Raw genomic sequence first — 25,093 nt, 5'->3', positions numbered from 1 at the left:
TCCTTCCTTAAAATAAGAAATTCTAAGAAATTTTATTCATTTTCATGAGCAAGATTCGTTTCACCGATTCGTCGAGTCGTTCTTTCGAGATACGACCGTCTTTCACGGCTTTCATAAGGCCGTTATACGCCTCTTGCATGTGTTCGTATTCGTGACACACGAGCAAGATATCACTGCCGGCGAGGATGGATTGCACCGCCATATCGCCAAAAGTATAGTGATTTGCAAGGGCCCCCATGTCCATATCGTCCGTTACCACAACGCCATTATAGCCTATGTTCTTGCGCAACCAATCGGTAATAATTGCTTTCGATAAACTAGCAGGATGATCTGGATCGATTTGTGGGTACATCGCATGAGACACCATGATTGTATAGGTATTCGGTTTGGACTGTTTGATGAGGTCTACGAATACCTTTGTATCCTCTGAAAGCAATGTTTCTTTAGAGACAGGAACGATACTTGTGTCAGCGTGCAAGTCTACATCGGTCTTACCAATGCCCGGAAAGTGCTTATAGGAATACCACAAGCCCGCTTCATCGTAAGCCTTGCCAACGGCGCCTGCATAGCGAACGGCCTCATCAGGGCTCGTACTATAAGAGCGACCATAGGTTAATCCTAAGTCCGCCACAGGAGCAAAGTTAATGTTAAAGCCCAAGTCTTTCAACTCAATGCCTACCTCTTTTGCCAAGGATGAAGCTTGCTCAACGGGCATTTTGCCTACCTCCTCAGCGGGAGGAACCTTGATGAGCTTATCATCCATGCGCGCTACTGCACCGCCCTCTTGGTCGATGCCGAGGAACAGTGGCGTTAAACCGGCGCTTTTACCAGCCTTATTAATATCTGCAATGAGCGTTTTAACTTGATCCTTGGACTCCATATTTCGATCAAACAAAATGATGCCTCCCACGCGGTACTCGTTGAGCATGAATTTAGCATCATCATTCAACGTCTTGCCGTGAATGCCAATCATCAACAATTGCCCCACCTTGTCTGCATCGGACATATTAGCCACTAACTTGTCCACCTTTTGCTCTGGTGAAAGCTCGCTTTGTGCCACGGACTCATAGGTCACAGGCTCTGCCTTTGAAGTAAATGGATTATGTAAACCGCAGCCCGTTGTGAGTGCTAATGCACCAATCATAGTGGCTGCTACGAAACGTCGAAACATGCATACCTCCCTTAAATCTCAAAAAAGTATTATGTATAGTATATCAAAAAATATAAACGAGCCCAACATAATCAATACACGACAAGCAGCAGTATAGTACATGCATCTTACAAAACAAAAAGATTGTTACTCGAAAACCCAACGGGTATATCCATTGAGAGAATCAAATAACAATCTTTATATGTTTCATTTTTGTTGTATAAACATTATAGTTTACATTTTGGAGTGTAAACTATGTATCTTACATTTTAGATGTATAAAATGTGTATATTACATTTCGCAAATCAGATTTTGCCTTGCTCTTTCATTTCCGCTAAGAGCTTTACGATACGAGGCCCACAGCCTTTGCCACCGCAAGCGCCCGTGCCAGCACGAGTTGCTTCTTTTACTTGTGGAAATGTATGAGCACCATCTAAAATGGCTTCCTTAATCGTTTTGCGCGTAATACTACGGCATGTGCACACCTTTGTAAGCTTGTCCAGAATCGCCTCTGGCACTTGATTTTCTTCAAAATTCATATGTAATTCCTCTTGTATTCACTTGAATATCTATATACTGTATCGATTTAATATATCGATTTACGTGTCAATTTAGTGTATTGATTTACATATCGATGTAGCAGATCAATTTACTCTATCGATAGTATCTAATAATACACTGTAATATTAATATATCGAAAATTTACGATTTCTGTATTTATTATAACACAATTGAGGAACTACATCGATAGTTTTTAATATAAAATCCAAAGAACAGTCAAAAGTAAAATTGTTACTATAAAAACGGAAAAAATTTACAAATACATTATATGTAAAGATAAGCTAAATCTATCTATAAACTATAAAAAACTACCATAAAGATATTATCTTTATGGTAGAAACTTTCACAAAATATAATTATAGTATGAGCCCAATAATGACAAAGTAGATTTTAAATATCGTTTGTTGTAATGGACGAATAACCATGGAAATAATGGGTGTATTAATAAGGATGATAAAGAATAATAAATTAAGCATCCCTAATTGGTAATATCTCATCTGCCACTCTGTAGGCAACCACGGTAAGATAATATTAAAACCAGGCAATGGTGGGAACGGAATCAAACAGAAGATTGATAAGCCAATACTATATAAAATAATATATTGCATAACCATGGCAAGACCTTGGGACTCCATGAGGCCTAATTTTCCAAGAAGCATATATATAAAGGTGAATATGAAGCCTGCTATAAGACCTGCCACAGGACCTGCAAAAGCAAGCAAGCTTATATCACGTCGTGGATCTTTAAAGTAAGATGGATTAATTGACATAGGTTTTGCCCAACCGAAGCCAACAAGAATAATACAGATGGTACCAATTAGATCAAGGTGCGCCATTGGTGACAATGTGAGGCGTCCCGCCAGACGCGGCGTTGGATCACCAAACCAAGTTGCTACCTTCGCCTCTGCATATCCAAAGATAGAAAAAACGATCATAATAGCAGGAATACTTGCTAATATCTGAACTGGATTTAAATCAAACATAGAACTCCTTTATTGTTTAGCTTCCCATGCGGTGTAACCTTCTTGAATGCAACGAAGGGCATTCAAGGTACGAGGATAGCCGATATACGGCACGCATTGGGATGCGATGTTAATCAAATATTGTTTGCTGTTCCCTACGTTCAAATTACCCTCTACATGAGCCTTGAGTTGAGCTTCACAGCCACCTTGAGCCGCAAGGAAGCAGAAAGTAATCATTTCACGATGAGCCACGCTAAGGCCTTTACGCGTATAGTAATCGCCGAACATATTGGCAAGCCATTTGTTGATGTGACGAATATCTTCTGGCCCTTCTTGGTAAGAATTACGCATAGGCTCGCCAAAGATTTCCACTTGCTTTTCTACGCCTTTTTCAAGACGAGACTCGCCAGTAATCGTGCTACGAGATGGATCAACAATAGCTTCTCCTCGATAGTCAAAAATCTTATTGGTCACCTTAAAGAATGGGCGCACACGTCCGATGCCAAGATAGGGTACCGCTTGATAAATGAGCTCTACCACTTCATCAGGAATAAGACCAAAGTTTAATGCTGCCGGTAGCATTAATGCATATTCATCAACAGCAGAGGCGCCTACTAATGTTGCAAGAATGGCTAAGAAGCGATCTTTTGCCGGTACATTACGGCCTTCTTCGGTGATGACTTCATCAAAGGCAAAATTATCAAACAATACTTCAAACTCTGGATCAATATAACCTGCTGGGGCTGCAATATCAGGGAACATACGCTCAGTGTAGGCTTGAGCAAATTCAGATTTAGACATAAAAAACCTCCATAAACAACACTGGTGAAAGCCCAAAAGGAGCTTTCACCAGCAATAGTTATGTAATTATTACGATACGGGCCATCAAATTATAACGCTGGGAATTCGAAAGTTGTGCCGTATACTTCTTTCCAAGCAGCCATGAACATATTGAACTCATTTGTTCCAGGTTGAATTTGGTAAACTTGACCATCTGGAGCGTAACGATATACAGTATGTAAGCTTGGATTAACAAGATATTTGAACAATGTAGCTTCCCCGTATTGGTTATTATGCATGTTAATTACATTAACACCAAATACGTTGTTACGGCTGCTATCGATACCTTTAAACTCAGATGCTTTATCAAAGAAATACGTTTCTGTACCATTTGCACTATTTGGAACCTCTGGGTAGTTAGCTAACCCATTCCAGTTTGCTGCGTTTGCAACACCACCTACTAATAATGTACCGGCTAATACAAATGCACCTAATAAATTTTTATTCATAATGATCTCCTTTGTGCCACGAGGGCAAATCATGAATCAGTCATACTCTCACATGACTTGAATACAATACGCTATATGTATAGTATATCACATTTTTAATAAAATTTTTAGATTTCCAAGGTTACAGAATATATGCATATGAGGTTGTATCAAATTAGCCCTTCATGTTCTCTGCTGTTTTTGCGTTTGCATTATCGATTGCTTCTAGTAATTTATTGAGCAACATACGCAATTGACGTGTCTCTTCTACATCAAAAATTGGACCTGACGCTTCAGCCAAGCGGCGTGGTATATGAACAGCTACATCACGTAATTCTTTGCCCGTATCAGTAAGGGTTACCATAACTACGCGTTCATCTTGACGACTGCGTTTGCGTTTCAAGAATGCTTTAGCTTCTAATTTCTTTAAAAGCGGTGTTAATGTACCGGAATCTAGGCGCAATACTTGGCCCAATTCCTTAACAGATAAATCACCATATTGCCACAATGCCATCATTACGATGTATTGAGTATATGTCAAATTTAAAGGATCTAAGTGATTACGATATGCATTAACAATTTCCTTCGCCACTACATAAAGTGGGAAGCTCAATTGGTTTTCCAATCTTAAATATTCTGAATCAGGAACATCTTCTTTATGTTTGTACCCTTCAAGTACACCAATTTCTGCCATATTCTACCTCCATATGCACACAATTATCTACTAATTAATTGTACACAATTTTACGGTAAACAGTCAACGCAAAAAGCCTACTTTGAACAGATATTTTTAAATTTGTCAATTAATTAATATTTATTTTCTTATTCGTTAAGAATTAGGCACTTCTATAGAATTTATGGGTAAAAATCATACCATAAAATTGTTACTTTATTTATAAATTATTTTAATATTAAATTAGAAAGTTATAACTTCTGTTTTCAATGAAATCTTTTTTCGTTGCAGGACCGTCTCCTAATAGATGACTTAGTAAAAATACGCCCCCTACTAGGTCCTTCCTTGTAGTATAATAAAAGAAATTCTATATCAAAGCTAACTTATAATAGGAGGCCTATATGAACACCTTAGAGTGCATCAAAACTCGTCATAGTACGCGTAAATTTAAAGCAGATCAAGTATCTCGAGAACTTATTGACCAAGTACTCGACGCTGGTCGACGCGCTCCATCCGGCGGTAATACACAATTAACACATTTCATGGTCATTACAAACCAAGATGTGCTTCAAGAACTAGTAACACTCATTCAAGAAGAATACGGCAAAATGCCGATTACAGAAAATACTTTACCTTACATGGTGAATATCATTAAGATGTCCTCCGAAGGCAAATTTGTATTCCACTATAATGCACCTGTGCTCATCGTATTAGCTAGTAAAGCAAACTATGCTAATAACTTTGCTGATGTATCTTGTGCTATGCAAAATATGATGCTTGCTTGCAATGAACTCGACCTTGGCAGTTGCTGGGTTAACCAAATCCGTCATCTTCAAGATAATGAACGCATCCAAGCCAAAATGCGTGAACTAGGTCTTAGCGAAGACGAAAAAGTCTACGCTAGCCTCGCTATCGGCTACCCAGATCTACCAAATGACCTTAACCGCCGCGAAATCGAGCCAAAAGGCTATCCTGTAACATACATTGATTAATCGAGACTAGAAACCATCGATTTCATACTATAAATGAAACAAAAGCGCTATCTATCCTACAACTCTATTTGAGTTTCGTTAGGAATAGATAGCGCTTTTTATTGACTATATTATTTTTTAACGCTCACCGATTTAGTAATCAAATCGATGCACACTCCATACTTATATTTATAATGAACTACTATTAAGCCTCAAACACGCGTTTACGTGCTGCTTTCACAAGAACGGAATGATCATCATCTACTACATGGTTAGATTTGTAAGCCCAGCGCAACAATAGTGCAGAGTTTGCAACTACGAGAAGGCTCCCTCCGTTATGAACAAGGGCCCCCCACACTGGAGATAAAGTACCAACCATTGCCAAGATGATAGCTACGAAATTCAAAAGCAAGGAGAAAGAAAGATTAATTTTAATAGTAGTCATCATGCGTTTAGATAATGCTACTAAGTGAGGAATTTCCTTTACATTATCGCTGCCGGCGTTGCCAATACGAGAGCACAAGGACAGAACACAACGAGGATGGTTACGGCACGAATGATTTCTCCAGTTACCACATAGGTGCCAACCGCGGCCAATAACGCAATCACTACAATCCATGTGGCCCAACGGTCAGCCAAGCTAACGATTTTCGCATTACCTTGTGTCAATAACAAAATATGTACAATTATTCATATACACTCAAAAGTACAGGAAAAATGCGAATTCAATAAGATTATATTATTCATGCATAGCCTCATTACGCAAATACATGAACAGCCATTCATATATATATTTGCAAATTGATAATATTTACATAGAAGATATTTTGATATTTTCAACCTATTCAATACTATTTCACCCTAATCAATGTTATCCATAATTCAATTTTCTAATAACTATTTATTATAATAGAAAATTAAGTATAGTCGACTACATACCCTACATGGTATTATTACAAATGACATGTTGTAGAAAGGATGTGTAACGATGTCGATTTTCTCTCCTGCTCCTCATATTGAACGTTTACCTGAGGCGCAAATCGATTCCACCTACAAACGTCTTCGTCGCGAAGTCTTTGCAGGTACATTTATTGGTTATGCTACATTCTATTTGATCCGTCAAAACTTTAGTTTAGCTGTTCCGTACATGATTGCTGAGTACGGCTACACCAAAGCGGATCTTGGTATAGTTATGACCATCTTATCCGTAGCTTACGGCGTAAGTAAATTTGTTATGGGTAATGCGTCTGACCGCTCTAACCCAAAATACTTTTCCACAGTAGGTCTATTGCTTAGTGCTTTAGTTATGTTATTATTCGGCACCTTACCAGGTGTTATGAGCAGTATTCCTATCATGTGTGTTCTTGCCTTATTAAACGGTTGGTTCCAAGGTATGGGCTACCCTCCATATGCGAAAAACATGGTAACTTGGTTCTCCCGTTCCGAACGCGGTGCTTGGTGGTCTTGGTGGAACGTGTCCCACAACCTAGGTGGCGGCATTATCGCTCCTCTTGCTACGCTTGGCATCTACCTATTCGGTACATGGCATAGTATCTTTTTCTTCCCTGCCCTTATCTCTATCGTGTTAGCGATTATTACCTTTGTATTGTTGAAAGATACGCCTCAATCTTGTGGCTTACCGCCTATCGAAGAATACAAACATGAAGTAGTTCATACACATACAGCAAATGAAGAAAAAAGTACTTTCAAAGAAATCTTCTACAAATATATTTTGCATAATAAATACTTATGGTATCTTGCGATTGCAAACATTTTTGTATACTTCATCCGTTACGGCGTAGTTAGCTGGGCACCGACCTATTTAACCGCTGTGAAAGGCTTCACAAAAGAAGGTTCCCGTTGGGCTTACTTCTTATACGAATGGGCTGGTATTCCAGGCATGCTCGTAAGTGGTTACTTGAGTGACCGCGTATTCCGCGGCCGTCGTGCTCCAGCTACAATTTGCTTCATGCTATTCGTTATCTTGGCGATTCTCGTGTACTGGTTTAACCCTGCAGGCAATATTCTCATCGATAACTTAGCACTCATCGCTATCGGCTTCCTCATCTACGGTCCTGTTATGATGATTGGCCTTCAAGCAGCAGATATGGTGCCACGCGTAGCAACAGGTGGAGCTACTGGCCTTACAGGCCTTCTTGGTTACCTCATCGGTTCTGCCGGTGCTGGTGCTTTCATGGGTCTCATGGTTGACCTCTACGGTTGGGATGGTGGTTTCATTGCCCTCGTTGGTGCATGTATCCTATCCATCGTATTCCTACTCCTCACCCTTGGAGACAAAGGACAACAATAGAATACGTACTGTATAATACGTAATGTATAAATACGTACTGTACAACTCACTGTTGTATATACAAAACTCCCCTAGTAATACTTATGATTACTAGGGGAGTTTAATTATTTATGCGACGCACAAGGAACCGTTTAATACTTTCAAATTATACACGAGACCAAGTCGAGCCAAGCCATGTAATGCAGCAGCTGTTACTGGATTGATAGATCCTAACACACCAGCACCGATGATGGCAACGTGGAACAAAATAGACACGATAAGTAGGCCCAAATGGCATTGTTTTGCCTCTTTTGAAAGCCCCGCTGTTGGAGAGTTTTCATCTACGAGAGAACCCATCATGAGTGCCACAAGAACGAGTTCCAAAGAGCATGGGCAAAGGATAACTAGCAATGTAATGGTATGCATAAAGTTCTGCGTCAATGCATAGGAACCCATGGAAAGCAACATAACAGCCACAACAATAACAGATGAATAATTGTTAATGCCCTGACGCAAGGCTACAAGCTGTGTAGGCATGGTCGGCAACATATCATCATCCAATGTATAATGTACGTCACCCGTAATAAGCTGCTCTAAGAAAAAGCCACCATGTACGATGATTCCTACATAAGCCGCCGTATGGTAATCTCCAATCGCAATAAGCGCCACCATGGCTATCACGATGAGAAAATTAGCATGAATCTCTAAATGATCCAAAATACTTTGCACGCTGTTAATGAGCAATGGCAAGCCACAAATGATGACCGTTACCCACGCCAAATCAATAGCTGGGTTCATAGGCTCCGTAAGCGCATCTAATATAATAAATAACAAGCCGAGTGCCAAAATAGCCCCCTGCGTACGCAGAGAAACCTGCGCTGATAAAGACTGTAAAAACTTCATATAGACCTCTCTATAAATGAGATACCGGCCTTACTTAATCCGGAAATAAAATACAAAACAATTTATTAAATAGTAAGGTACACCCATGCAATATGACACTAATCTTGTGTTAATATCGTACTAATATTAACCTAATAGTAATCAACTACCGATCTGAAGTACCTTTTGTTTCTATTCTAAATTTTTATAGTACCCATAGGGGTATATCTATTGTGTAAATATTATACAAAATATATAAGTTATATACAAATCAAAATTTTTGATAAATGAAAAATATCTTAACTGTAAAAGAGATCCTAGTCGTGAGCTCTAATTTCTTTATTAAAACGTAGAAAGAACAGGTCCCTAAAAACGACTTAGCTCACTTTGGAGCTCATTTTAATAGGCACTAGTTGAAGATCCTAATTTCATATAAAAGGAAAAGCCCCTATCTCTAAAAATGACTTAGCTCGCTATGGAGGCTTTTAGAGATAGGGGCTTTGACCAAGGTTATGAAATTAGAGCTTCAACGCCTCAATCCATTCTGCTTCTTTAAATCCAACAAGTACTTTGTCTTCAAGAACCAAGATAGGACGTTTTACAAGCATGCCATTAGATGCTAATAATGCTAGTTTTTCTTCTTCACTAAGGTTCGGCAATTTATCCTTTAATTGTTGTTCACGGTAAATCATACCAGAAGTATTAAAGAATGCTTTCAAATCCTTGCCAGATTGTGGATACCAAGCAGCAATTTCCTCTGCTGTAGGGTTTTCGGACTTGATGTCACGATCTGTGTACTTAATGTTGTGATCATCTAAGAATTTCTTTGCTTTTTTGCATGTTGTGCATTTAGGATATTCAACGAATAACATAGGTTCTCCTTATATCAATATTCAATGTTGTAATGACTTACTAATTTAAGATAATTGTACCAAATACATCGAAAATTATCAATCTCTTATTGACAGTCTACGGGTTCTAATGAAGCACAATGTGTAATAGAGGATAATACTTCATCCATCCCCTCACTAAGTTTTGCTGTACGCAAATCAACATCCATCTGTAAACGCAAGAAATACCCTTCCGAAACACCAAAGTATTTCGCTAAACGCAACGATGTATCTGCTGAAATAGACCGTGTACCATTCAATATTTCTTGAATACGTGAAACAGGCACATGTATATCCTTAGCTAATCGATATGCAGATAGTCCTAATGGATCCATAAACTCTTCCTTTAATATTTCACTAATGGTAGGTGTAGGAATAAACTTTTCCATATTAATTTCCTCTCTATTAATGATAATCTACAAATCCGATAATCATAGAATCTCTCTTTCAATTATACCTGTTAAACAGGTATAATTCAATAACATATACTTGAAGAATAACTATACATAGAATTGAAATTATTCTACAAACAATTTTGGTAAAAGAATTCTATAAAACATCATTTAAATCCTACACTTGCGATGACTCTATTGGTCACCTATTTCGGAATGTAATAAATTTACCTTATTGTCATAATTGAATTTAAACTATCATTAATTCGCACATCTATTAAATTGATTTTAAAAAGTAAAAAGACCTACATCCTCGACCGTATCATGTACAAAGTACACATCAAAGGTTCAGAGAATATAGGTCTCTTATAAAAATCTATATATCATTGTAATGCTAATTATAGCAAAAATGTAAGCCCCATTGCCATGAAAATGGCTGGCAAGAGGTTGGCAATACGTATTTTACCAGGCCAGATGAGGTCGATACCAACACAGAAAATCAGAATAGATCCGACGTAGGATAGGTTATCGATGGCACTAGGTGTCATCAGAGGCGCTGCAATATGTGCCATTGCCGTGATGAGCCATTGCGTAATACCTACAGGAATAAAGGAGAACAGCGCCCCTTTTCCCATAGAGGATACCATAACCATAACGATAATACCATCGAGGATGCCTTTCAATAATAGCGTTTGATAATTTCCAGTAAGGCCGTCTTGAATAGAACCCAGTACCCCCATAGCACCTACAGTAAACGTCAAAGATGCAGTAATAAAAGCATGTGTAAACTTTGGATCACCAGCATTGCCAGTACGAGCTTTCACCCAATCACCAAACACGGTAATCCAATGATTAAGATCGATAATTTCGCCAATCACGGCGCCTACGACCATGCTAATAATCATCAATAGCGGCCCCGTTGTTTGTAGAGATCCGTTGACAATGACGAGCATATACTTCATAGCCCCGCTCATACCGAGGAGGAGCACGATAATACCGCTCACAATCATGAGCGTCTGCTTTAAATTTTCTTTCATAAAGCGACCAAACGCGAGGCCACATAGGCTACCAGCTATAATGAGACCAATGTTAATGGCCGTTCCCAAACCAATCATATATTTCCCTTCTTTAATTGTGAAAGTAACACTATCAATTTACTTCAGTATAACAACTACATCGAAAGAAATCAATTTATATGGTATAAAATATATACTATGAAATTGGATTAATTAAAGATTCTTTAAAACCATACATATAGCTTGTTTAATGCTGTTATAGGGCTCCCTAATACAGTATTGCTCCTCTTATAACATTATATACAGCAAAAAGCCTCTACCCAATAAGGTAGAGGCTCTGTATAGTTTATAGCGTTGAGAGAGAACTAATGATAGACCCGCTTAGGAGAGAGAGAGTATATGTGTTTATATATAAAGCGGGCCGACATGAGATGAGTCGCTATCGCCTCATCGACTTTAGTGTACACCCAATTCCACATAACAACAAATTCAATTATGTAAACACAAGTATGCATAAAAACTATTGTTAACTAATTTATACTTATCACCCTTACGCTTCATCGTCTACAGGTAACCGTACGATATCTGCTGTTTTATTAATCTCCTCAAAGCAAGGGCAGTCTTTACCGTGATCATTGATAAGGCCACTAGCTTGTAGATGCGAATAAATTGTAACAGGACCTACAAACTTAAAGCCCCTCTTCTTTAAGTCTTTACTGATCCGTGTAGATAAACCATTCTTTGTAGGAAAATGACCTTCTGGATGGTTTTCATAAATAATCGTTTTATGATTGGTAAATCCCCAAATATAGTTGCAGAACGAACCAAATTCAGATTGAATACGTTTAAAAGCAGTAGCATTATTGATAATAGCTTCAATTTTAGGACGATGCTTAAGCATCCCCTCCGTCTGCATGATGCGTTCAATGTCACTTTCACCATAAACAGTCACCGCATCAATATCAAAATGATCAAAGCATTCTCGAATGATATTTCGTTTATTCAAAATCGTAAGCCAACTGAGGCCACATTGGAGGCTTTCAAGACAAATATGTTCAAATTGATGTTGATCATCATGAATTGGTCGTCCCCACTCGTAATCGTGATAATCCTGATATAAAGGCGTCGTCGGCCATTCACAAGTCGTCATCACACACCTCCATGCGCCCATACGAGAACGTCATACATGAGCGCTACTACGAGACCCATTACGAGATGACCACCCACGTAAAATGGCACCAAATAATAAATGAATAAAAGTAGGGAATGCAAGGCTTTACGAAGCCATACAATCGGCGTAGATGTGTCGCCACCTACCTTACTATCAAGCCAATTATGGACAGCGTAAATAGGCGTTCCTAAGCGACGAATCCAGTCTGGAACACGTACCCCAGGATTCAAACCAGGACAATAGAAGATCACTAAGGGCAACGCCACCACATCAATGACGAGCAATAGGGTTAACATAAAAGCAAACCAATCTAATTCGCCTTCCCACGTGAAGGGTTGTGCCATGAAACGGGCACCCCACAAATAGGCTTTGTATACGATATACGGTTCTAATAGCCATAATAAGGGCTTCACTACACTCATGGGACTACCTACACCAAACAAAAAATAATAAAAACTACGCATTTGCGTAGTCATTTCATATATACAACATTCCGATTATATCGACTGAATACCAAGGATATAGCGATTTTCTAGGCTAGAAAATCACTTCATACACACCATTTTTTAGTCCTTACATACATCGATTTTCATATTAATATTATATCAGATTTTGCAGTTTTTGTGGGATTATATTTTATAAAAATTTTATCAATTTACACTATTTATAGTACTGATCAACAAAAGAAGTCACTATATAAGCCATTCATTACACTTAGCTTTTGTATACTTATTTTTCATCGATTTTATGATATATTTTGATGAATACTTGAATCAATATAGCCATTTAGTTATATAATTATACTTAATAACATAACCTATGGATTACTACAATACCAATAAATACGAAAATGTAAGCGGGAGATACCACCATGACTAAACTACCACTATTAGCGTGTGCTTTCATCATGAGCACTATATTATCACCAATAGGAGCCATCGATGTTAATATTCCTGGTGCAGATTCTAAGTTTTCCAAGGATGCCTACATAAATTACCAAACCACGAACCCTGATATTGAAAAGGATGTAGCAAACTATGTGAAAACATTAAAGTTAACGGACAAGGCTAACGGTATTAATAAAAACGAAATTGAGTATACTAAAGCAGCCTCTATATATCGCGGTCAACATTACCATAATACAGTCATCTCCATTCATGATCAATACAACCAAATTCGGCTTTCATTCCCCGTTGCAGGCATAAAAAGTAATTATAATATAAGACGTTACAAAAATCCAAGTCGAACCATTGAGGACTATCGAGTATTAACCGATAACGGAAGTCTCAATTTAGAAATTGACTATGCTGATTACAAAGACTATGACTGGCGTAACACCAAAACAGCTTATGAAAAGCTAACAGACAAAGACGTCCGTAATTTCTTGCAAGACAATGCAAAACGAAAGTCCTCAAAACAGATTTCTGATATAAAGGGTACTGTATTTTCATATCCTACTGTTACCTACAGCACTTGGGATAGCATGAAGATGCCACACTTTGAAAACGGTAAAAAAGCAACGCTCACCATCGACACGATTAATTTTAAATTTAAGGGCTATAACATGCGTCATCCCTTATATCACGCAGGGTTTGTCTATTATGATAACAACCCCGTTCTGAACAAGGTTCCTACAGATAAATTATTGGCTAATTATGTGCTTCCCTCTGTACAAAACCTAAATGAATTAAATCAATATTCACGCATAGAAAGCTTAAACGGTGTACAATACCGCGTACCAAAAGACGCCATATACGAAGGTGAAAGTAAGGGCTCTGAACACCAAGATATTAGATACTACAAAAAAGGAGATATAACATTCTTTGTTTCTACTGACAATGTTCCTAGAAACCCATATGCGCACGAACTTGTTATAAACGGTCATTACAATTTTAAAACTGATTTAAATACGTTCTGGGATATTTACCGTTACCATCCATCAGCATCAGACTATATCAATTACTCAGTTGTATGGAACAATAACATCCCTGGTCTATCCATACACAGCTATGAACCTAATAAGGATGATCACATCCTAACCTTTAACTCCTATGATGGGACCTATAGCTTTACCTATATCATCTTTTATCCAAGTTTTTTACATGCTGAAGAGGTTCAAAAATTACGAAATATGATTGAGTTCTTTGACTCTACCAATAATCCTAGTTTTAAAATGCAAGAACACGTTCTATTTCCAGAAGCATAGACGATTTATATCAACACCATTATAAAATAGCTTTCATAAGCATTATATTATACAAATATATAAATTAACTAACAAAAGTCGAGCAACTAAACGATAGAAGCTCGACTTTTTTAGTACTAGAAAACTAAAATATACTTAGTTAAGATGCAGCATTCACGGTATCCCAAAGAATTGTATGTATGTCTTCATTTGTTATGTGGACAGACTAGTCCTCTATGGCGTCAACTACTTCGCCAATGTACATATAATGTGGTTCCCAACGATCATGCCCAGCTTGTGTATATACAGCAGGATTAGATGCGTAATAATCTTTTACCTTTTCTGCCAAATAGGCTTCATCGAATTGGTGTTCATATAGCTTTTTACATACAAAAGTTAACTCTGCTTCTTTGAAAGTTACCCCATCGCCTGCCACAACTGGTGTTAGGCCAGAATTTGCCACCTTATTTTCGTCGCGGCCAGAATGAGAACCTAAATAACCAAGAGCCTTGTGATAGCTTTCAGGGAAGAAACTAACTGTAAAAGTATCATATTTAGCCATAAACTCTTGAGTGTAACGCGCTGGATGGATGTACACCGTCACAGTGGATATATCGCCACCATTAGGGCCCCATATGTTGCCCATACTGCCCCAACTAACCGTACATGTATTAAAATCATCAAGCATTCCAGCCGTAACAAGAGCCCAACGATTCTCAAACATGGTAAAAGCTTTATAATCCTTTGTTTCAAATGCTTTCATAAGAACCTCCAGTTTATCTCAATTTGACGATATAAATCTTTACCCCTATAATATAGGTAGATAGTCAGACGAGTCATACCGTCAGGCTCATCTCTGAAAACAAAAAAGCTTGAGAAATGGCCTTTCAGTTATCGAATCATCTAAGATAACGAAGGGCTATTTGTCTTTTGTGAGACAAATAAGCGCTATTAAAGCTCCAAAAGCAATAACCACAGTTATCACCTGTAATAAGAGCATGATTATTTCATAATCACTCATAGGCTTATCCCTCCCTTCGATGACGAAGAGAGGCCCAACCTCGTCTAACTATCCTATGCTTATTATATAGCGAACTAATATGCGATACAATAAGCATTATATTATACAAATATATGAATACAGTAATAAAAGCCGAGCTAATTCTATGAATTAAAAGCTGGCGGTAATCGCTTACACCATAAAAACTTTAAAACTACATTTCTTATTGAGTTAATATATTAATCCATTCCATATACCACGGTATAAATACTGGGCTCTCTTCAAGTTTCTCCTTATAAGACCCTTCTTCTCGCCATTGTGGCTCTTTTCGTAATCTTGCCGCATCATCAAAGCCCACATATTCGATCATATCTCTCAGTTGTTTATGTGTATAAGATGTTTTACTTTCATCATAATTAATACGATAACTGTAAACGTATACAGAATCTCTCACAACATGACGAAGATAGGATTCACTATTAGGCTTATAGGAATCAACTAAAGAGCCTGCAATCCCATTGTTCCATACTACTGCATACTGTGTAGGTGTGTCTAAATCATTATATTTATGTAAAAAATATAATGTTGGGATCTTAATAATCGTTACATCTGGCTTTTCTTTCTTGATTAAGCTACGTATTACCCGCATTTTAAATCCTGTATCCTCATAGGTTCTTACATCATATGTCTCGTCTTCCACAGTTTCACTGATGAGCTTAGCCGTTTTAGGAATACGATAGTTAAAATTACCCCAATGCTCAATATTAGTATAAGCATCTAATCCAGATAATGATTCGATAGATGGAATAATATAATTACTCATCACCACTTCAGGCGCTTTATCTTGATATGGATCCTCTGTATTTACCCAACCGCCATAGGTAATGCCATAAGATGTATTTGTATCATTTGGTGTAAATTCCGTATACATTACATGGGCATTATTTGACATGAGCTTCCAAGATGTGTTCCGTAATCCTGGATACATATATTTTCCTTTACTTTCAGAATATTTATTAAGCTCTTTAGCATGCGGTGGACCGACAACTAAAAACGCACTAAGGCTTCGAACAGCAAACAAGGGCCCTTGTTTTCCGGATGGAGACTCTACAACATCACCCCGTAAGCTAACATTTGGTACGGATAATCTGATATTCTTATCCCCTTCATGAAGCAACACAACTGTAGACTGCGAATAATCTGCAAGCTCCGAAGCCTTAACAAAACCAGACCGTTCTCGATATAACTTATCCAGTTTCGATGCCGGATTTACAGACTTCGATTCTACAAATTGAATATATGACTCTACCTCTTGCTCCGCCACCTTATTAATATGTCGATAATTTTCATACGCATTAGCAGGAATACTCGCATCCGCCCCAGGCACAGGTGGCTGTCCGGCTGGCACTTCGATCTGTACAGCACTTACATTTATGGTGAAAGCAGTTGCTAGTGCCATCATAATTACACTTTTACGTAACATAGTACCCTCTCTCAATTTTTATAAAATAAATAAGCACAGACTTATTAGCATAAGTATACTATGCAAATAAGTCTGTGCCTATGATTAATAATTTTATAATTTAGTATATAAGATTTACCTATATTGATATTTATAAGGTTTATCTCAATTTGACGATATAAATCTTTATCCCTATAATATAGGTAGATAGTCAGACGAGTAGTGCCGTCAGGCTCATCTCTAAATCAGTAAAACATTAGGAAATGGCCTTTCAGTTATCTAGTTACACTAGGCAACGGAGGGCTATTTGCTTCTTGTAAGGCAAATAAGTGCTATTAAAGCCCCAAAAGCAATAACAATAGCCATTACTTGTAACAGGAGCATGATTATTTCATAATCGCTCATAGACTTATCCCTCCCTTCGAAAACGAAGAGAGTCCCAACCTCGTCTAACTATCCTAAATCTATTATAGAGCGAACTAATATACGATACAATAAGCATCATATTATATAAATATATAAATTAACAAATAAAGCCGAGCTACTAAAACAAGGTAGCTCGGCTTTTTATATCGTTTCACAAATTTATAATCTACTAAATTCTAATTACATTACTCTCAAACCAACTCTTTAAAGAAGGATCTAATTTGCTCGTTTTAAAGGTTTACAGAATTACACTACTCTCAAACCCTTACCATTGAGGAATGAATTCTTCTACAATTTTAGAGATTTACAGAATTACACTACTCTCAAACGTATCGGTAAATCAATGGGTAGACGATGGCGTTTTAGAGGTTTACAGAATTACACTACTCTCAAACTAATTGACTATTGCTATTTACCGCCGCAGCGTTTTAGAGGTTTACAGAATTACACTACTCTCAAACTGGCTTAAAGCCATTTTTTTGAGCAATGGAGTTTTAGAGGTTTACAGAATTACACTACTCTCAAACTCTAACTCTTTCTCTATCTCTAACTCTTTCGTTTTAGAGGTTTATAGAATTACACTACTCTCAAACTTGTAGTAGATCGTGTGATAAACAATAAGAGTTTTAGAGGTTTATAGAATTACACTACTCTCAAACACTTGCAAGGGTAGTATTAAGCTTCACAAAGTTTTAGAGGTTTATAGAATTACACTACTCTCAAACTGTCCATGAAACGTGCCAACGGTACTGGCAGTTTTAGAGGTTTATAGAATTACACTACTCTCAAACTAGCCAGTCAAAATCCATATCATAATACCGGTTTTAGAGGTTTATAGAATTACACTACTCTCAAACAACTGATTTAATGCCGCCTCAACAATACGGGTTTTAGAGGTTTACAGAATTACACTACTCTCAAACACTAATGTTGCGCGTCACTATGTCCGCGCTGTTTTAGAGGTTTACAGAATTACACTACTCTCAAACTTAGGAGAACATCCATACAATAAAGGTAATGTTTTAGAGGTTTACAGAATTACACTACTCTCAAACGCAACTCGACAAGCCTGAAGTAGTGGTCAAGTTTTAGAGGTTTACAGAATTACACTACTCTCAAACTACATGAGGACCAGTGAATACCATATAATTGTTTTAGAGGTTTACAGAATTACACTACTCTCAAACAACGCTCTTTACTGTATAGCCTGTGGTAATGTTTTAGAGGTTTACAGAATTACACTACTCTCAAACCCCAAATTAAATTTGAGGCTCAAGAGTAACTCGGGCTACCACCAGGTGTAATTCTGTATCCACTTTAAATAACACAGAAATCATCATCTAAAATATACCCATTTATAAGGCTTTTATCAAGATTTTCTTTATCAAAAGATCCTGTCGTTAAACAAACTAATCGTAATTGTCTACTCAACATGTTTTGATAAAATGCATTAATCTCATCATCATTTAAAACTAAATCTAGATTTACCATAATATATAACATGGGAGATAATAATGTATCCACCACTTCTATATAAGACATGAGATCCATGATATCCCCTGTACGATTAAACTCAAAGTTAAAGCTACCTAGCTTAATAAGTTCAGCAGTACCAATTTCAAGTTTATGTTGGATTGATAAAGGATATCCAAATTCTAAAGAATAATAAAAAGCATAAAGACGATTTACAATATCTGCCACCTCTTCTGTCATCAACAAGGCTTCTTTAGATAATTGATTTTGTAATTTGGTTAATAAGGCTTTACTATTTATATCTACATATAATGGATTATATTATATGTCCATATTTATCTAAATTGAACGCCTTATTATTATCATTTAAAATCCAGGGGCCGTCCCCTCCATCGCATTGTATATCAAGCTCTGTGACCATACGTCGAAATACTTTACAATTCTCAAATGATATAACAGTTGCCTTATCACTAGATACTTCAAAGTCTAACGTAGAATCTTGATACATCAATTTCATATCATAAGCACCCTCTCCGTTGAGTCTATAACCTCACTTTGCTTATCGCCCACTACAATCTCCATTCTTGAAAACTGTTTTTCTGTAACAGTTAACATAAACAAGCTACCATTAGGTGGCTTATTTTTACGTACATGGTCCATTATAATGTTGGCACTAGTTGTATTAAGAACTAATTTTGAGTACACAGATTCTTGTAACATGAGGAATCCTGATACAATTAAATACTTCCTAAAATTCCTATATTCTTTTCTATCTTCCGAAGTCAACGTCGGTAGATCAAACATCACTAGTATTCTCATAAATCTATAGCTCATATTCTATAAACCTAATCTCTGAAGCATCTTGATTCCGCAATGCATCAAATACACTTTTACAGTAAACGCGAATAGCGGCACTAAATGTCTGAATAGTATCATTAATTTTTACATCTTCAGATAGTAATTCTATAAGTGACAATTTAACATCTCGATTGAATTCTGTAGGTATCGACTTGATAACAACCGCATCAACAAAGCCTCTCAACGGTTCCATCAAATCAGAACCTAAATTATACGGATTAAATTAATTACAGTGATTAAGACCTAGCTGAGTAATATAACCTAACGATAAAATCTCTCGATTTACCGCAGAAAACAATATCGCATATCCATAATTCAGTGCTGCATTAATAGCATTATCCTGTTCGCGAGAAAATGATTTTCCAAACAAAGCATTAAAATATACTTTTGCAGCATGCCCCTCACGTTGAGTTTCATCATTTAGAGTCAGCTCATCAAGATATTGGTATAGTAAATCTGCTTCAACTAACTCCTGATGCTGTAATAGCTCTGCTTGATTCATAATCTTACGTCGTACAATTTCTGTCCATATAGAAGCTTGCAACTCTTTAGACCATTCAGCCTGTTCACGACATCGTTTACTACTATTGTGACTACCATATAATGGAAGAACCTCACTGGCTGGATTCCGTTTCTCATCACAAAACACAATAGCCACTTTTTTCTTAATCAACTCGTTTAGTAGTACGGCGGTGAGGCTCACCGCCGTAGATTCAACAATCAGCATATATATTTCATCAATATACACCTTAGTCGTCTCAAAGTCTTTGCGAATAATCATGTAATTCATTTTAAAATCTAACTTAGAACGACTACTTATGACTACCATACGCCAACTCATAATAACCCCTAATACTAACACACTCGTTTTAAACTATAGTTACTTCATTAGAATATAATCCTGTAATGGATTCATTGATAACTTTAAATTCATCTTGATTACTTATTTTACTCCCCACAGTTGATCTAGATGCTGTTATTCCTAAAGGCTTAACTTCAAAAGTAGTTTTTTGATTTGTTAATAAGTTTAAAAGCTCTATCAAATGAATACTCTGTTCTTCTAAAGACATTTTTTTAAATAAACCATATCCCTTTTCTGATAGTTCAGCTGCTTTATTCCCTTTCATCTTTTGATATATAGGCATTTTAAGTTTACTTACCAAGTAATCAAAGAACTCTATATTTTTCTCTTCTACGATTCTAACCTCTATCGTATGCTTATTATCAAGAGCTCTTGTTGATACAACATTTGCCTTCAAATCCTTATTATCTTTTCTCATATTATAAAACTTCTCAAGCACTTTGAGGTATGGAATCCATTCATTTGAAACAATGACTTGAATCGCATTATCAATACAGAAGTTACTATTAGTTTTCCCACCCAAATAGTAATAGAATCCATTAACCTTAACTAATTGATTAATGCACAGTTTTCCATAAATGATAGAAATATCTTTTGCTTGTGGAGTAATAGATGCTACATAGTTAATTAAATCTTGATCAGTTGTATTTCGATTTGTTAAATAGATTGGTAATGGCACGATTTCCTTAATCACTTCACCTTTTTTACCTGTATATTGAACAATAATAGAATAGGCATTCTTAATTTTTGTCATGCCACCATACTTAGAAACATCTGCAAACACACTAGACTTAGTTTTCATCCCTATATAAGCACCATCTTTAGCTTTCCCTGCAACAGTAGCTTTATATATAGTTGCATCAGCTAATGCACCGGTTTGTTCTAATAAACGTTTCGTCACTCGAACATCGTTGCTGGCCATCATTTTCTTAACAGTATCCATGCTTGTTTTTACATCCCAAGCTTTTCCATCTTTAGCATTTGTGCAATTTACATCATAATTGAACATCTTCGCTAAGTTATATGTACGATTAGCTCCATTCTTTTTAAAGAATGCACGGAAGTTACGAGTAAATCTTTCATGATATACATTACCAACAACAATATTTAAATAAGCATCTTTAGCATGATGGTGATGATTCAATGAGCGAACTTTGATAAAGTTATTATCATGACGGAAGTCTGTTACATTCTCTGCTTTTACAAAGACAACATCAACATCTGGGTAAAGACGGCGCAACAATGTTGTAGCAGCCTTAACAGATTGATTAGTTTCTACTAACTGACGAGCAATAAAGCCACTTAAATCATCTTCTGTAAGTGGTGTAATGCGAGTAAGGCGCTCATATTTCCGTTCACTAATAAGGCCTTGATGTTTCAAGAATGACCAGAATACCTTTTGGTTAGTTTGAATCGTATTGTCTATTGGATACATATCCGACTTTTTAGCATTCGCAGTACGCTCACATAATACTAAATTATCAAAGCTATCATCTTTTGTAAGACTGCGAGGATAAATATGATCAATATCATAGTTATCTGTATTTAATAAATTTAAATCTATAATATTCCCTGTGTAAGCACAACGCCCCATTTGTGTGTAATACAAATAGAGTTTTTTACTTCTTAACGCCGCATCATCACATCCTGACAAGTCAGATTTTAATGTATTAAATTTTTGTCCATTAAGAGCTTCTACCAAGGAGTCATCATGTTTTATAGCCGCATATAAATCAGATAATCGTTTTTGACGGGAGTCCTTTTTCTTTTTCTCTGCTTTATTTGACCGTGTTACTTCTACAAAGATACGAGCCGGTAACGCTTTTTTAATATGTGCAACCTCATCAACGATGCGCAATGCTTGCCATACCGCACGCTTAACAGCTGGTGAAAGTGCCAGTTCATCGATAATATCATGAGGATCTACTACTTGGCCTGCTGTTAATTTATCATTTATCTCTTGAATACGTTCCATAAATGAGAATTTATCGCCTAATAGTTCCATCAAGTTATAGCTAAAATCATGCATTGCTTCAATAATGGTTACAGAAGTACCGTCTCCAGCCTTATCACAGCCATCAATACCATTTAGTAATTTCTTAGAAAGACGGCCCCAATCTCGATATCGTAATTTGGCAAACTTTTTGATAACCTCATCATCAAGGCGAGAAGAAAATTTATTACGTAACGTTTCACGTAACATTTTCTTACTTTCACCAAAGATAGTAATATCCGTAATAATCTCTTCAGCCATAGATGTATCAAAACCATCGCCAAGGATACGAACCATATCACGATAAGATGTTAGATCATTTTTAATTTCCCCATCTAGACCTGTAATCTCAGGTTTATGAGGGTTTGAGATATAACCATTATCTTTTAAAAACTGCTCTATCCGATTTTTGGTCAATTTCTTATGGTCTTGCTTAAACACGGCCTCAATAAGATGAGCTTTTACCTTTGTCTCTAATGGCTTCCCATCAATACGCACACTATTTAGTTCGTTGAGCAACATGAACTCACTATATAAAAGAGATGATTTAGGCAGCACATCTTCACCTAACAAATAAGTGCATTTATTCGTAAGGTTTTTGATGAAAGCTGCTGCTGATTTTTCTCTATCAATTTTATCTTCAAAATTCCATGGTGTAACCTGACCAGAGGCTTTACGAACAGCCCAAGCGAACCCGCCATTATTCACATTATGATGTGTATTTAAAGGCCCTACATAGTATGGAATACGGAATTCAAGCAGTTTAATAAGTTTCTCTGCTACAGAATATCCATCAGCCACTTCATTTAGGAATGGGAATTTGGATTTACATTTATCAAGAATAGTCTTGAGTTCCTCCAAATGTAATTGATAAGGAATAACGCCATTGTCTTTAATCCGTTGTAATGGTAATAATGTTTGTAGCTCAATTTGACTAAGAATATACTCTTTATCCTTAGAATCAGATAATCCCTCTACTATTTTCTTAGTGTATTTATAAAAATCTTCACGGGTACAACTAGTTTCCTCTGTACGGCCTTGTTTAATATAATGCACATAGTTATGTAGACCTTTTTCATCAGCCTTAAACATCGCATTATAGAGCTTTCTATCAGCCTTTAATAAAGATTTAAGCAGAACTAAATCATCTTTGTGTTTGTTGTAAGCTTGTACCTTAGACTCAGAAATAGTAAGGCCAGGTTCTTTAATAGACATGAGGATAATAGCATCATATACAGATTTACAATCATCAATACTATGAATCTCCTCTCCCCAAGCTTTAGCTAGGTCGTCACGTCTCTCATCATATGTATCCCCTATAATTTGTAACTTTTTAAGATCTTCATCTAAATCCTCTACAGAGCCGAATAAGTCAGTAAGGCTCGCAGATAAACCTAACACCAAATTAACAAATGATTTAAGTCTTTTTTTATCCTCCTTGACCTGTTCTTTTTGAGTTTTACCAGAAGTATCCACTTCATCAGTAATTATATATGTATCAACAAGACGTTCTATGGCCTTTGCTTTGTCAGATTTTGTTTTACCTGGCTCCATAAGGATTTGACCGATAGAACCAATTGCAGCAGTAGAATCAAAACAATTGAAGATGATATTTTTTAAGGCTTGTTTAAGAACATCATCAAGCGTTGAAGCATTTGAATCAAATGAAGCCCCTTCATAGAGGAAGTTACCACGGTACTTTAAAATATGGTGTACTGCCAAGAATAACTTACGAATATCATCAGTACCATCTTTCATTAACTCTGCACGTAAATGATATATAGTAGGATACGCTTTGAAATAATCTTGATCAGTATAGTCCTCGTTAATAAATAGAATATGTTTTGAGCTATGACCTGTCGTTTTATCTTCATAGTGGTATTTACTTTCACGAAGGCGCATAAAGAATGTAGGATCCACCTGTGCCATAGCATCAGCAAACAATTCTTCTAATAGTTTTAAGCGTAATTTACGACGTTCCAAACGACGACGCATGGACCGGAATCCACGACGTACTACAGCGGATTCTCCCTCATCAAATAAACGACTTCCCCACATTTTATGAGATCGAAATTTCAGCAACTCATAGGCCTTATTGGTTACTGCCCAGCCCACTGAGCTTGTACCAATATCTAACCCCACAAAATAATCTTTAATTGGATATCCTTTCAAATGACTTGAAATAAGTTGGTTCGATGCTTGCGTTTCCATAAGTCCTCTCCTTTGGAAATTAATAATTGACATTCATCAAATGCTTAACTATACTATAATTAATCCAACTAGTTTTGGAGGTTTACAGAATTACATTACGAGTTCAAATACAAATTAATTTACAATGCCTTCGGGCTGCCCGACGTAGGGCACCTACTCTCAATTCTTCGGAATTGAGTTTTTTATTGCCAAAATTTACTATTTAAACGTGATATATAATCTATAAGTCGCCAAACACCGTATAATTAACTTCATTTTAGCATAAAACAATAAATTAATTCATATATTTTTCATAAATCTTATAATTATACTCATAATCGAGTACATAAAAGTTAATAAATAGTTATGTTTATAAGTAAAGCCAAGCTACTCAAAATTTAACGTAGCTCGGCTTTTT

25 protein-coding genes and 1 CRISPR repeat array are annotated in these 25,093 nt (G+C 36.7%); of the genes, 3 read left to right on the top strand and 22 right to left on the bottom strand.

Annotated features, from left to right (window positions below; translation table 11 throughout):
- Window positions 1-22: 22 nt before the first annotated feature.
- The 6 genes from E7K77_RS06735 to E7K77_RS06710 all read right to left on the bottom strand — a co-directional run bounded on the left by E7K77_RS06735 (window position 23) and on the right by E7K77_RS06710 (window position 4,635).
- Entirely contained in the window at window positions 23-1,171 is a 1,149-nt protein-coding gene (locus E7K77_RS06735) for a glycoside hydrolase family 3 N-terminal domain-containing protein (protein ID WP_325306204.1), read from the bottom strand.
- Between the two features lie 284 nt (window positions 1,172-1,455).
- Window positions 1,456-1,689: a (2Fe-2S)-binding protein gene (locus tag E7K77_RS06730; RefSeq protein ID WP_004694527.1), complete on the bottom strand. Its 234-nt coding sequence runs from the start codon at window positions 1,687-1,689 to the stop codon at window positions 1,456-1,458.
- Between the two features lie 378 nt (window positions 1,690-2,067).
- Entirely contained in the window at window positions 2,068-2,694 is a 627-nt protein-coding gene (locus E7K77_RS06725) for a site-2 protease family protein (protein ID WP_325306205.1), read from the bottom strand.
- Between the two features lie 9 nt (window positions 2,695-2,703).
- A complete protein-coding gene (locus tag E7K77_RS06720) occupies window positions 2,704-3,474 on the bottom strand; it encodes a carboxymuconolactone decarboxylase family protein (protein ID WP_008714656.1) in 771 nt (256 codons plus the stop codon).
- Window positions 3,475-3,563: 89 nt separating this feature from the next.
- Window positions 3,564-3,962 carry a hypothetical protein gene (locus E7K77_RS06715; protein ID WP_038125650.1) on the bottom strand — a complete coding sequence of 133 codons (399 nt, stop codon included), beginning with the start codon at window positions 3,960-3,962 and terminating at the stop codon, window positions 3,564-3,566.
- 154 nt (window positions 3,963-4,116) lie between these two features.
- Window positions 4,117-4,635 (bottom strand): MarR family winged helix-turn-helix transcriptional regulator, encoded by a 519-nt coding sequence (locus E7K77_RS06710; RefSeq protein WP_008714655.1) that lies wholly within the window; start codon window positions 4,633-4,635, stop codon window positions 4,117-4,119.
- 380 nt (window positions 4,636-5,015) lie between these two features.
- Between E7K77_RS06710 and E7K77_RS06705 the strand changes: the two genes are divergently transcribed.
- Window positions 5,016-5,606, top strand: a complete 591-nt coding sequence (locus E7K77_RS06705) for a nitroreductase (RefSeq protein ID WP_008714653.1) — start codon at window positions 5,016-5,018, stop codon at window positions 5,604-5,606.
- Between the two features lie 184 nt (window positions 5,607-5,790).
- Here E7K77_RS06705 and E7K77_RS06700 read toward each other — a convergent pair whose 3' ends face one another.
- Window positions 5,791-6,108, bottom strand: a complete 318-nt coding sequence (locus tag E7K77_RS06700; RefSeq protein WP_229039613.1) for a hypothetical protein — start codon at window positions 6,106-6,108, stop codon at window positions 5,791-5,793.
- A complete protein-coding gene (locus tag E7K77_RS06695) occupies window positions 6,069-6,260 on the bottom strand; it encodes a P-type ATPase (protein ID WP_021148763.1) in 192 nt (63 codons plus the stop codon). The genes E7K77_RS06700 and E7K77_RS06695 overlap by 40 nt, the downstream gene beginning before the upstream one ends.
- A gap of 313 nt (window positions 6,261-6,573) precedes the next feature.
- On the opposite strand from E7K77_RS06695, the gene pgtP reads away from it, so the two are divergent.
- Window positions 6,574-7,896 carry a phosphoglycerate transporter protein PgtP gene (gene pgtP / locus E7K77_RS06690; RefSeq protein WP_012864979.1) on the top strand — a complete coding sequence of 441 codons (1,323 nt, stop codon included), beginning with the start codon at window positions 6,574-6,576 and terminating at the stop codon, window positions 7,894-7,896.
- Between the two features lie 108 nt (window positions 7,897-8,004).
- On the opposite strand, the gene E7K77_RS06685 is transcribed toward pgtP, so the two are convergent.
- The 6 genes from E7K77_RS06685 to E7K77_RS06660 all read right to left on the bottom strand — a co-directional run bounded on the left by E7K77_RS06685 (window position 8,005) and on the right by E7K77_RS06660 (window position 12,648).
- Window positions 8,005-8,778 (bottom strand): hypothetical protein, encoded by a 774-nt coding sequence (locus E7K77_RS06685; protein ID WP_195213373.1) that lies wholly within the window; start codon window positions 8,776-8,778, stop codon window positions 8,005-8,007.
- Window positions 8,779-9,275: 497 nt separating this feature from the next.
- A complete protein-coding gene (locus E7K77_RS06680) occupies window positions 9,276-9,629 on the bottom strand; it encodes a Spx/MgsR family RNA polymerase-binding regulatory protein (protein WP_005384960.1) in 354 nt (117 codons plus the stop codon).
- A gap of 86 nt (window positions 9,630-9,715) precedes the next feature.
- Window positions 9,716-10,036, bottom strand: a complete 321-nt coding sequence (locus E7K77_RS06675; RefSeq protein WP_004694508.1) for a HigA family addiction module antitoxin — start codon at window positions 10,034-10,036, stop codon at window positions 9,716-9,718.
- 401 nt (window positions 10,037-10,437) lie between these two features.
- Window positions 10,438-11,154 (bottom strand): DUF554 domain-containing protein, encoded by a 717-nt coding sequence (locus tag E7K77_RS06670; protein WP_287518759.1) that lies wholly within the window; start codon window positions 11,152-11,154, stop codon window positions 10,438-10,440.
- 451 nt (window positions 11,155-11,605) lie between these two features.
- The gene (locus E7K77_RS06665) at window positions 11,606-12,205 is read right to left on the bottom strand and encodes a DNA-3-methyladenine glycosylase I (protein WP_325306208.1); all 600 of its coding nucleotides are present in this window, start codon (window positions 12,203-12,205) and stop codon (window positions 11,606-11,608) included.
- Complete coding sequence (locus tag E7K77_RS06660) at window positions 12,205-12,648, bottom strand: hypothetical protein (protein ID WP_165851643.1); 444 nt, start codon at window positions 12,646-12,648, stop codon at window positions 12,205-12,207. Before E7K77_RS06660 ends, E7K77_RS06665 begins: the two co-directional genes overlap by 1 nt.
- Window positions 12,649-13,097: 449 nt before the next feature.
- Here E7K77_RS06660 and E7K77_RS06655 point away from each other — a divergent pair, with 449 nt between their 5' ends.
- Window positions 13,098-14,432, top strand: a complete 1,335-nt coding sequence (locus E7K77_RS06655; protein ID WP_325306210.1) for a hypothetical protein — start codon at window positions 13,098-13,100, stop codon at window positions 14,430-14,432.
- A 205-nt stretch (window positions 14,433-14,637) separates the two neighbouring features.
- On the opposite strand, the gene E7K77_RS06650 is transcribed toward E7K77_RS06655, so the two are convergent.
- The 8 genes from E7K77_RS06650 to cas9 all read right to left on the bottom strand — a co-directional run bounded on the left by E7K77_RS06650 (window position 14,638) and on the right by cas9 (window position 24,696).
- Window positions 14,638-15,174, bottom strand: coding sequence for a flavin reductase (locus E7K77_RS06650; RefSeq protein ID WP_024061238.1), 537 nt, complete (start codon window positions 15,172-15,174; stop codon window positions 14,638-14,640).
- Window positions 15,175-15,634: 460 nt separating this feature from the next.
- The gene (locus E7K77_RS06645; protein ID WP_302131897.1) at window positions 15,635-16,894 is read right to left on the bottom strand and encodes a hypothetical protein; all 1,260 of its coding nucleotides are present in this window, start codon (window positions 16,892-16,894) and stop codon (window positions 15,635-15,637) included.
- Window positions 16,895-17,526: 632 nt separating this feature from the next.
- A CRISPR array of direct repeats spans window positions 17,527-18,552; the repeat unit is 36 nt; unit sequence GTTTTAGAGGTTTACAGAATTACACTACTCTCAAAC.
- A 64-nt stretch (window positions 18,553-18,616) separates the two neighbouring features.
- Window positions 18,617-19,072 carry a type II-A CRISPR-associated protein Csn2 gene (gene csn2, locus E7K77_RS06640; protein ID WP_325306284.1) on the bottom strand — a complete coding sequence of 152 codons (456 nt, stop codon included), beginning with the start codon at window positions 19,070-19,072 and terminating at the stop codon, window positions 18,617-18,619.
- 16 nt (window positions 19,073-19,088) lie between these two features.
- Entirely contained in the window at window positions 19,089-19,289 is a 201-nt protein-coding gene (locus tag E7K77_RS06635) for a hypothetical protein (RefSeq protein ID WP_325321182.1), read from the bottom strand.
- Window positions 19,286-19,591, bottom strand: a complete 306-nt coding sequence (gene cas2, locus E7K77_RS06630) for a CRISPR-associated endonuclease Cas2 (protein ID WP_325321181.1) — start codon at window positions 19,589-19,591, stop codon at window positions 19,286-19,288. The genes E7K77_RS06635 and cas2 overlap by 4 nt, the downstream gene beginning before the upstream one ends.
- Window positions 19,592-19,595: 4 nt before the next feature.
- Window positions 19,596-19,823, bottom strand: a complete 228-nt coding sequence (locus E7K77_RS06625; RefSeq protein ID WP_325306212.1) for a hypothetical protein — start codon at window positions 19,821-19,823, stop codon at window positions 19,596-19,598.
- A 30-nt stretch (window positions 19,824-19,853) separates the two neighbouring features.
- Window positions 19,854-20,471: a type II CRISPR-associated endonuclease Cas1 gene (gene cas1, locus E7K77_RS06620; protein ID WP_325306213.1), complete on the bottom strand. Its 618-nt coding sequence runs from the start codon at window positions 20,469-20,471 to the stop codon at window positions 19,854-19,856.
- A 28-nt stretch (window positions 20,472-20,499) separates the two neighbouring features.
- Window positions 20,500-24,696, bottom strand: a complete 4,197-nt coding sequence (gene cas9, locus E7K77_RS06615; protein ID WP_325306215.1) for a type II CRISPR RNA-guided endonuclease Cas9 — start codon at window positions 24,694-24,696, stop codon at window positions 20,500-20,502.
- Window positions 24,697-25,093 lie beyond the last annotated feature (397 nt).

Source organism: Veillonella parvula (assembly GCF_032577575.1).
Lineage (GTDB): Bacteria > Bacillota > Negativicutes > Veillonellales > Veillonellaceae > Veillonella.
This window is presented reverse-complemented; position numbering and strand designations above follow the sequence as displayed.

Excerpts from the sequence above, each read along its gene's own strand:
- E7K77_RS06735 (WP_325306204.1), bottom strand. The coding sequence starts at position 1,171 with ATGTTTCGACGTTTCGTAGCAGCCACTATGATTGGTGCATTAGCACTC.
- E7K77_RS06730 (WP_004694527.1), bottom strand. The coding sequence starts at position 1,689 with ATGAATTTTGAAGAAAATCAAGTGCCAGAGGCGATTCTGGACAAGCTT.
- E7K77_RS06725 (WP_325306205.1), bottom strand. The coding sequence starts at position 2,694 with ATGTTTGATTTAAATCCAGTTCAGATATTAGCAAGTATTCCTGCTATT.
- E7K77_RS06720 (WP_008714656.1), bottom strand. The coding sequence starts at position 3,474 with ATGTCTAAATCTGAATTTGCTCAAGCCTACACTGAGCGTATGTTCCCT.
- E7K77_RS06715 (WP_038125650.1), bottom strand. The coding sequence starts at position 3,962 with ATGAATAAAAATTTATTAGGTGCATTTGTATTAGCCGGTACATTATTA.
- E7K77_RS06710 (WP_008714655.1), bottom strand. The coding sequence starts at position 4,635 with ATGGCAGAAATTGGTGTACTTGAAGGGTACAAACATAAAGAAGATGTT.
- E7K77_RS06705 (WP_008714653.1), top strand. The coding sequence starts at position 5,016 with ATGAACACCTTAGAGTGCATCAAAACTCGTCATAGTACGCGTAAATTT.
- pgtP (WP_012864979.1), top strand. The coding sequence starts at position 6,574 with ATGTCGATTTTCTCTCCTGCTCCTCATATTGAACGTTTACCTGAGGCG.
- E7K77_RS06685 (WP_195213373.1), bottom strand. The coding sequence starts at position 8,778 with ATGAAGTTTTTACAGTCTTTATCAGCGCAGGTTTCTCTGCGTACGCAG.
- E7K77_RS06680 (WP_005384960.1), bottom strand. The coding sequence starts at position 9,629 with ATGTTATTCGTTGAATATCCTAAATGCACAACATGCAAAAAAGCAAAG.
- E7K77_RS06675 (WP_004694508.1), bottom strand. The coding sequence starts at position 10,036 with ATGGAAAAGTTTATTCCTACACCTACCATTAGTGAAATATTAAAGGAA.
- E7K77_RS06670 (WP_287518759.1), bottom strand. The coding sequence starts at position 11,154 with ATGATTGGTTTGGGAACGGCCATTAACATTGGTCTCATTATAGCTGGT.
- E7K77_RS06665 (WP_325306208.1), bottom strand. The coding sequence starts at position 12,205 with ATGACGACTTGTGAATGGCCGACGACGCCTTTATATCAGGATTATCAC.
- E7K77_RS06660 (WP_165851643.1), bottom strand. The coding sequence starts at position 12,648 with ATGAGTGTAGTGAAGCCCTTATTATGGCTATTAGAACCGTATATCGTA.
- E7K77_RS06655 (WP_325306210.1), top strand. The coding sequence starts at position 13,098 with ATGACTAAACTACCACTATTAGCGTGTGCTTTCATCATGAGCACTATA.
- E7K77_RS06650 (WP_024061238.1), bottom strand. The coding sequence starts at position 15,174 with ATGAAAGCATTTGAAACAAAGGATTATAAAGCTTTTACCATGTTTGAG.
- E7K77_RS06645 (WP_302131897.1), bottom strand. The coding sequence starts at position 16,894 with ATGTTACGTAAAAGTGTAATTATGATGGCACTAGCAACTGCTTTCACC.
- E7K77_RS06635 (WP_325321182.1), bottom strand. The coding sequence starts at position 19,289 with ATGAAATTGATGTATCAAGATTCTACGTTAGACTTTGAAGTATCTAGT.
- cas2 (WP_325321181.1), bottom strand. The coding sequence starts at position 19,591 with ATGAGAATACTAGTGATGTTTGATCTACCGACGTTGACTTCGGAAGAT.
- E7K77_RS06625 (WP_325306212.1), bottom strand. The coding sequence starts at position 19,823 with ATGGAACCGTTGAGAGGCTTTGTTGATGCGGTTGTTATCAAGTCGATA.
- cas1 (WP_325306213.1), bottom strand. The coding sequence starts at position 20,471 with ATGAGTTGGCGTATGGTAGTCATAAGTAGTCGTTCTAAGTTAGATTTT.
- cas9 (WP_325306215.1), bottom strand. The coding sequence starts at position 24,696 with ATGGAAACGCAAGCATCGAACCAACTTATTTCAAGTCATTTGAAAGGA.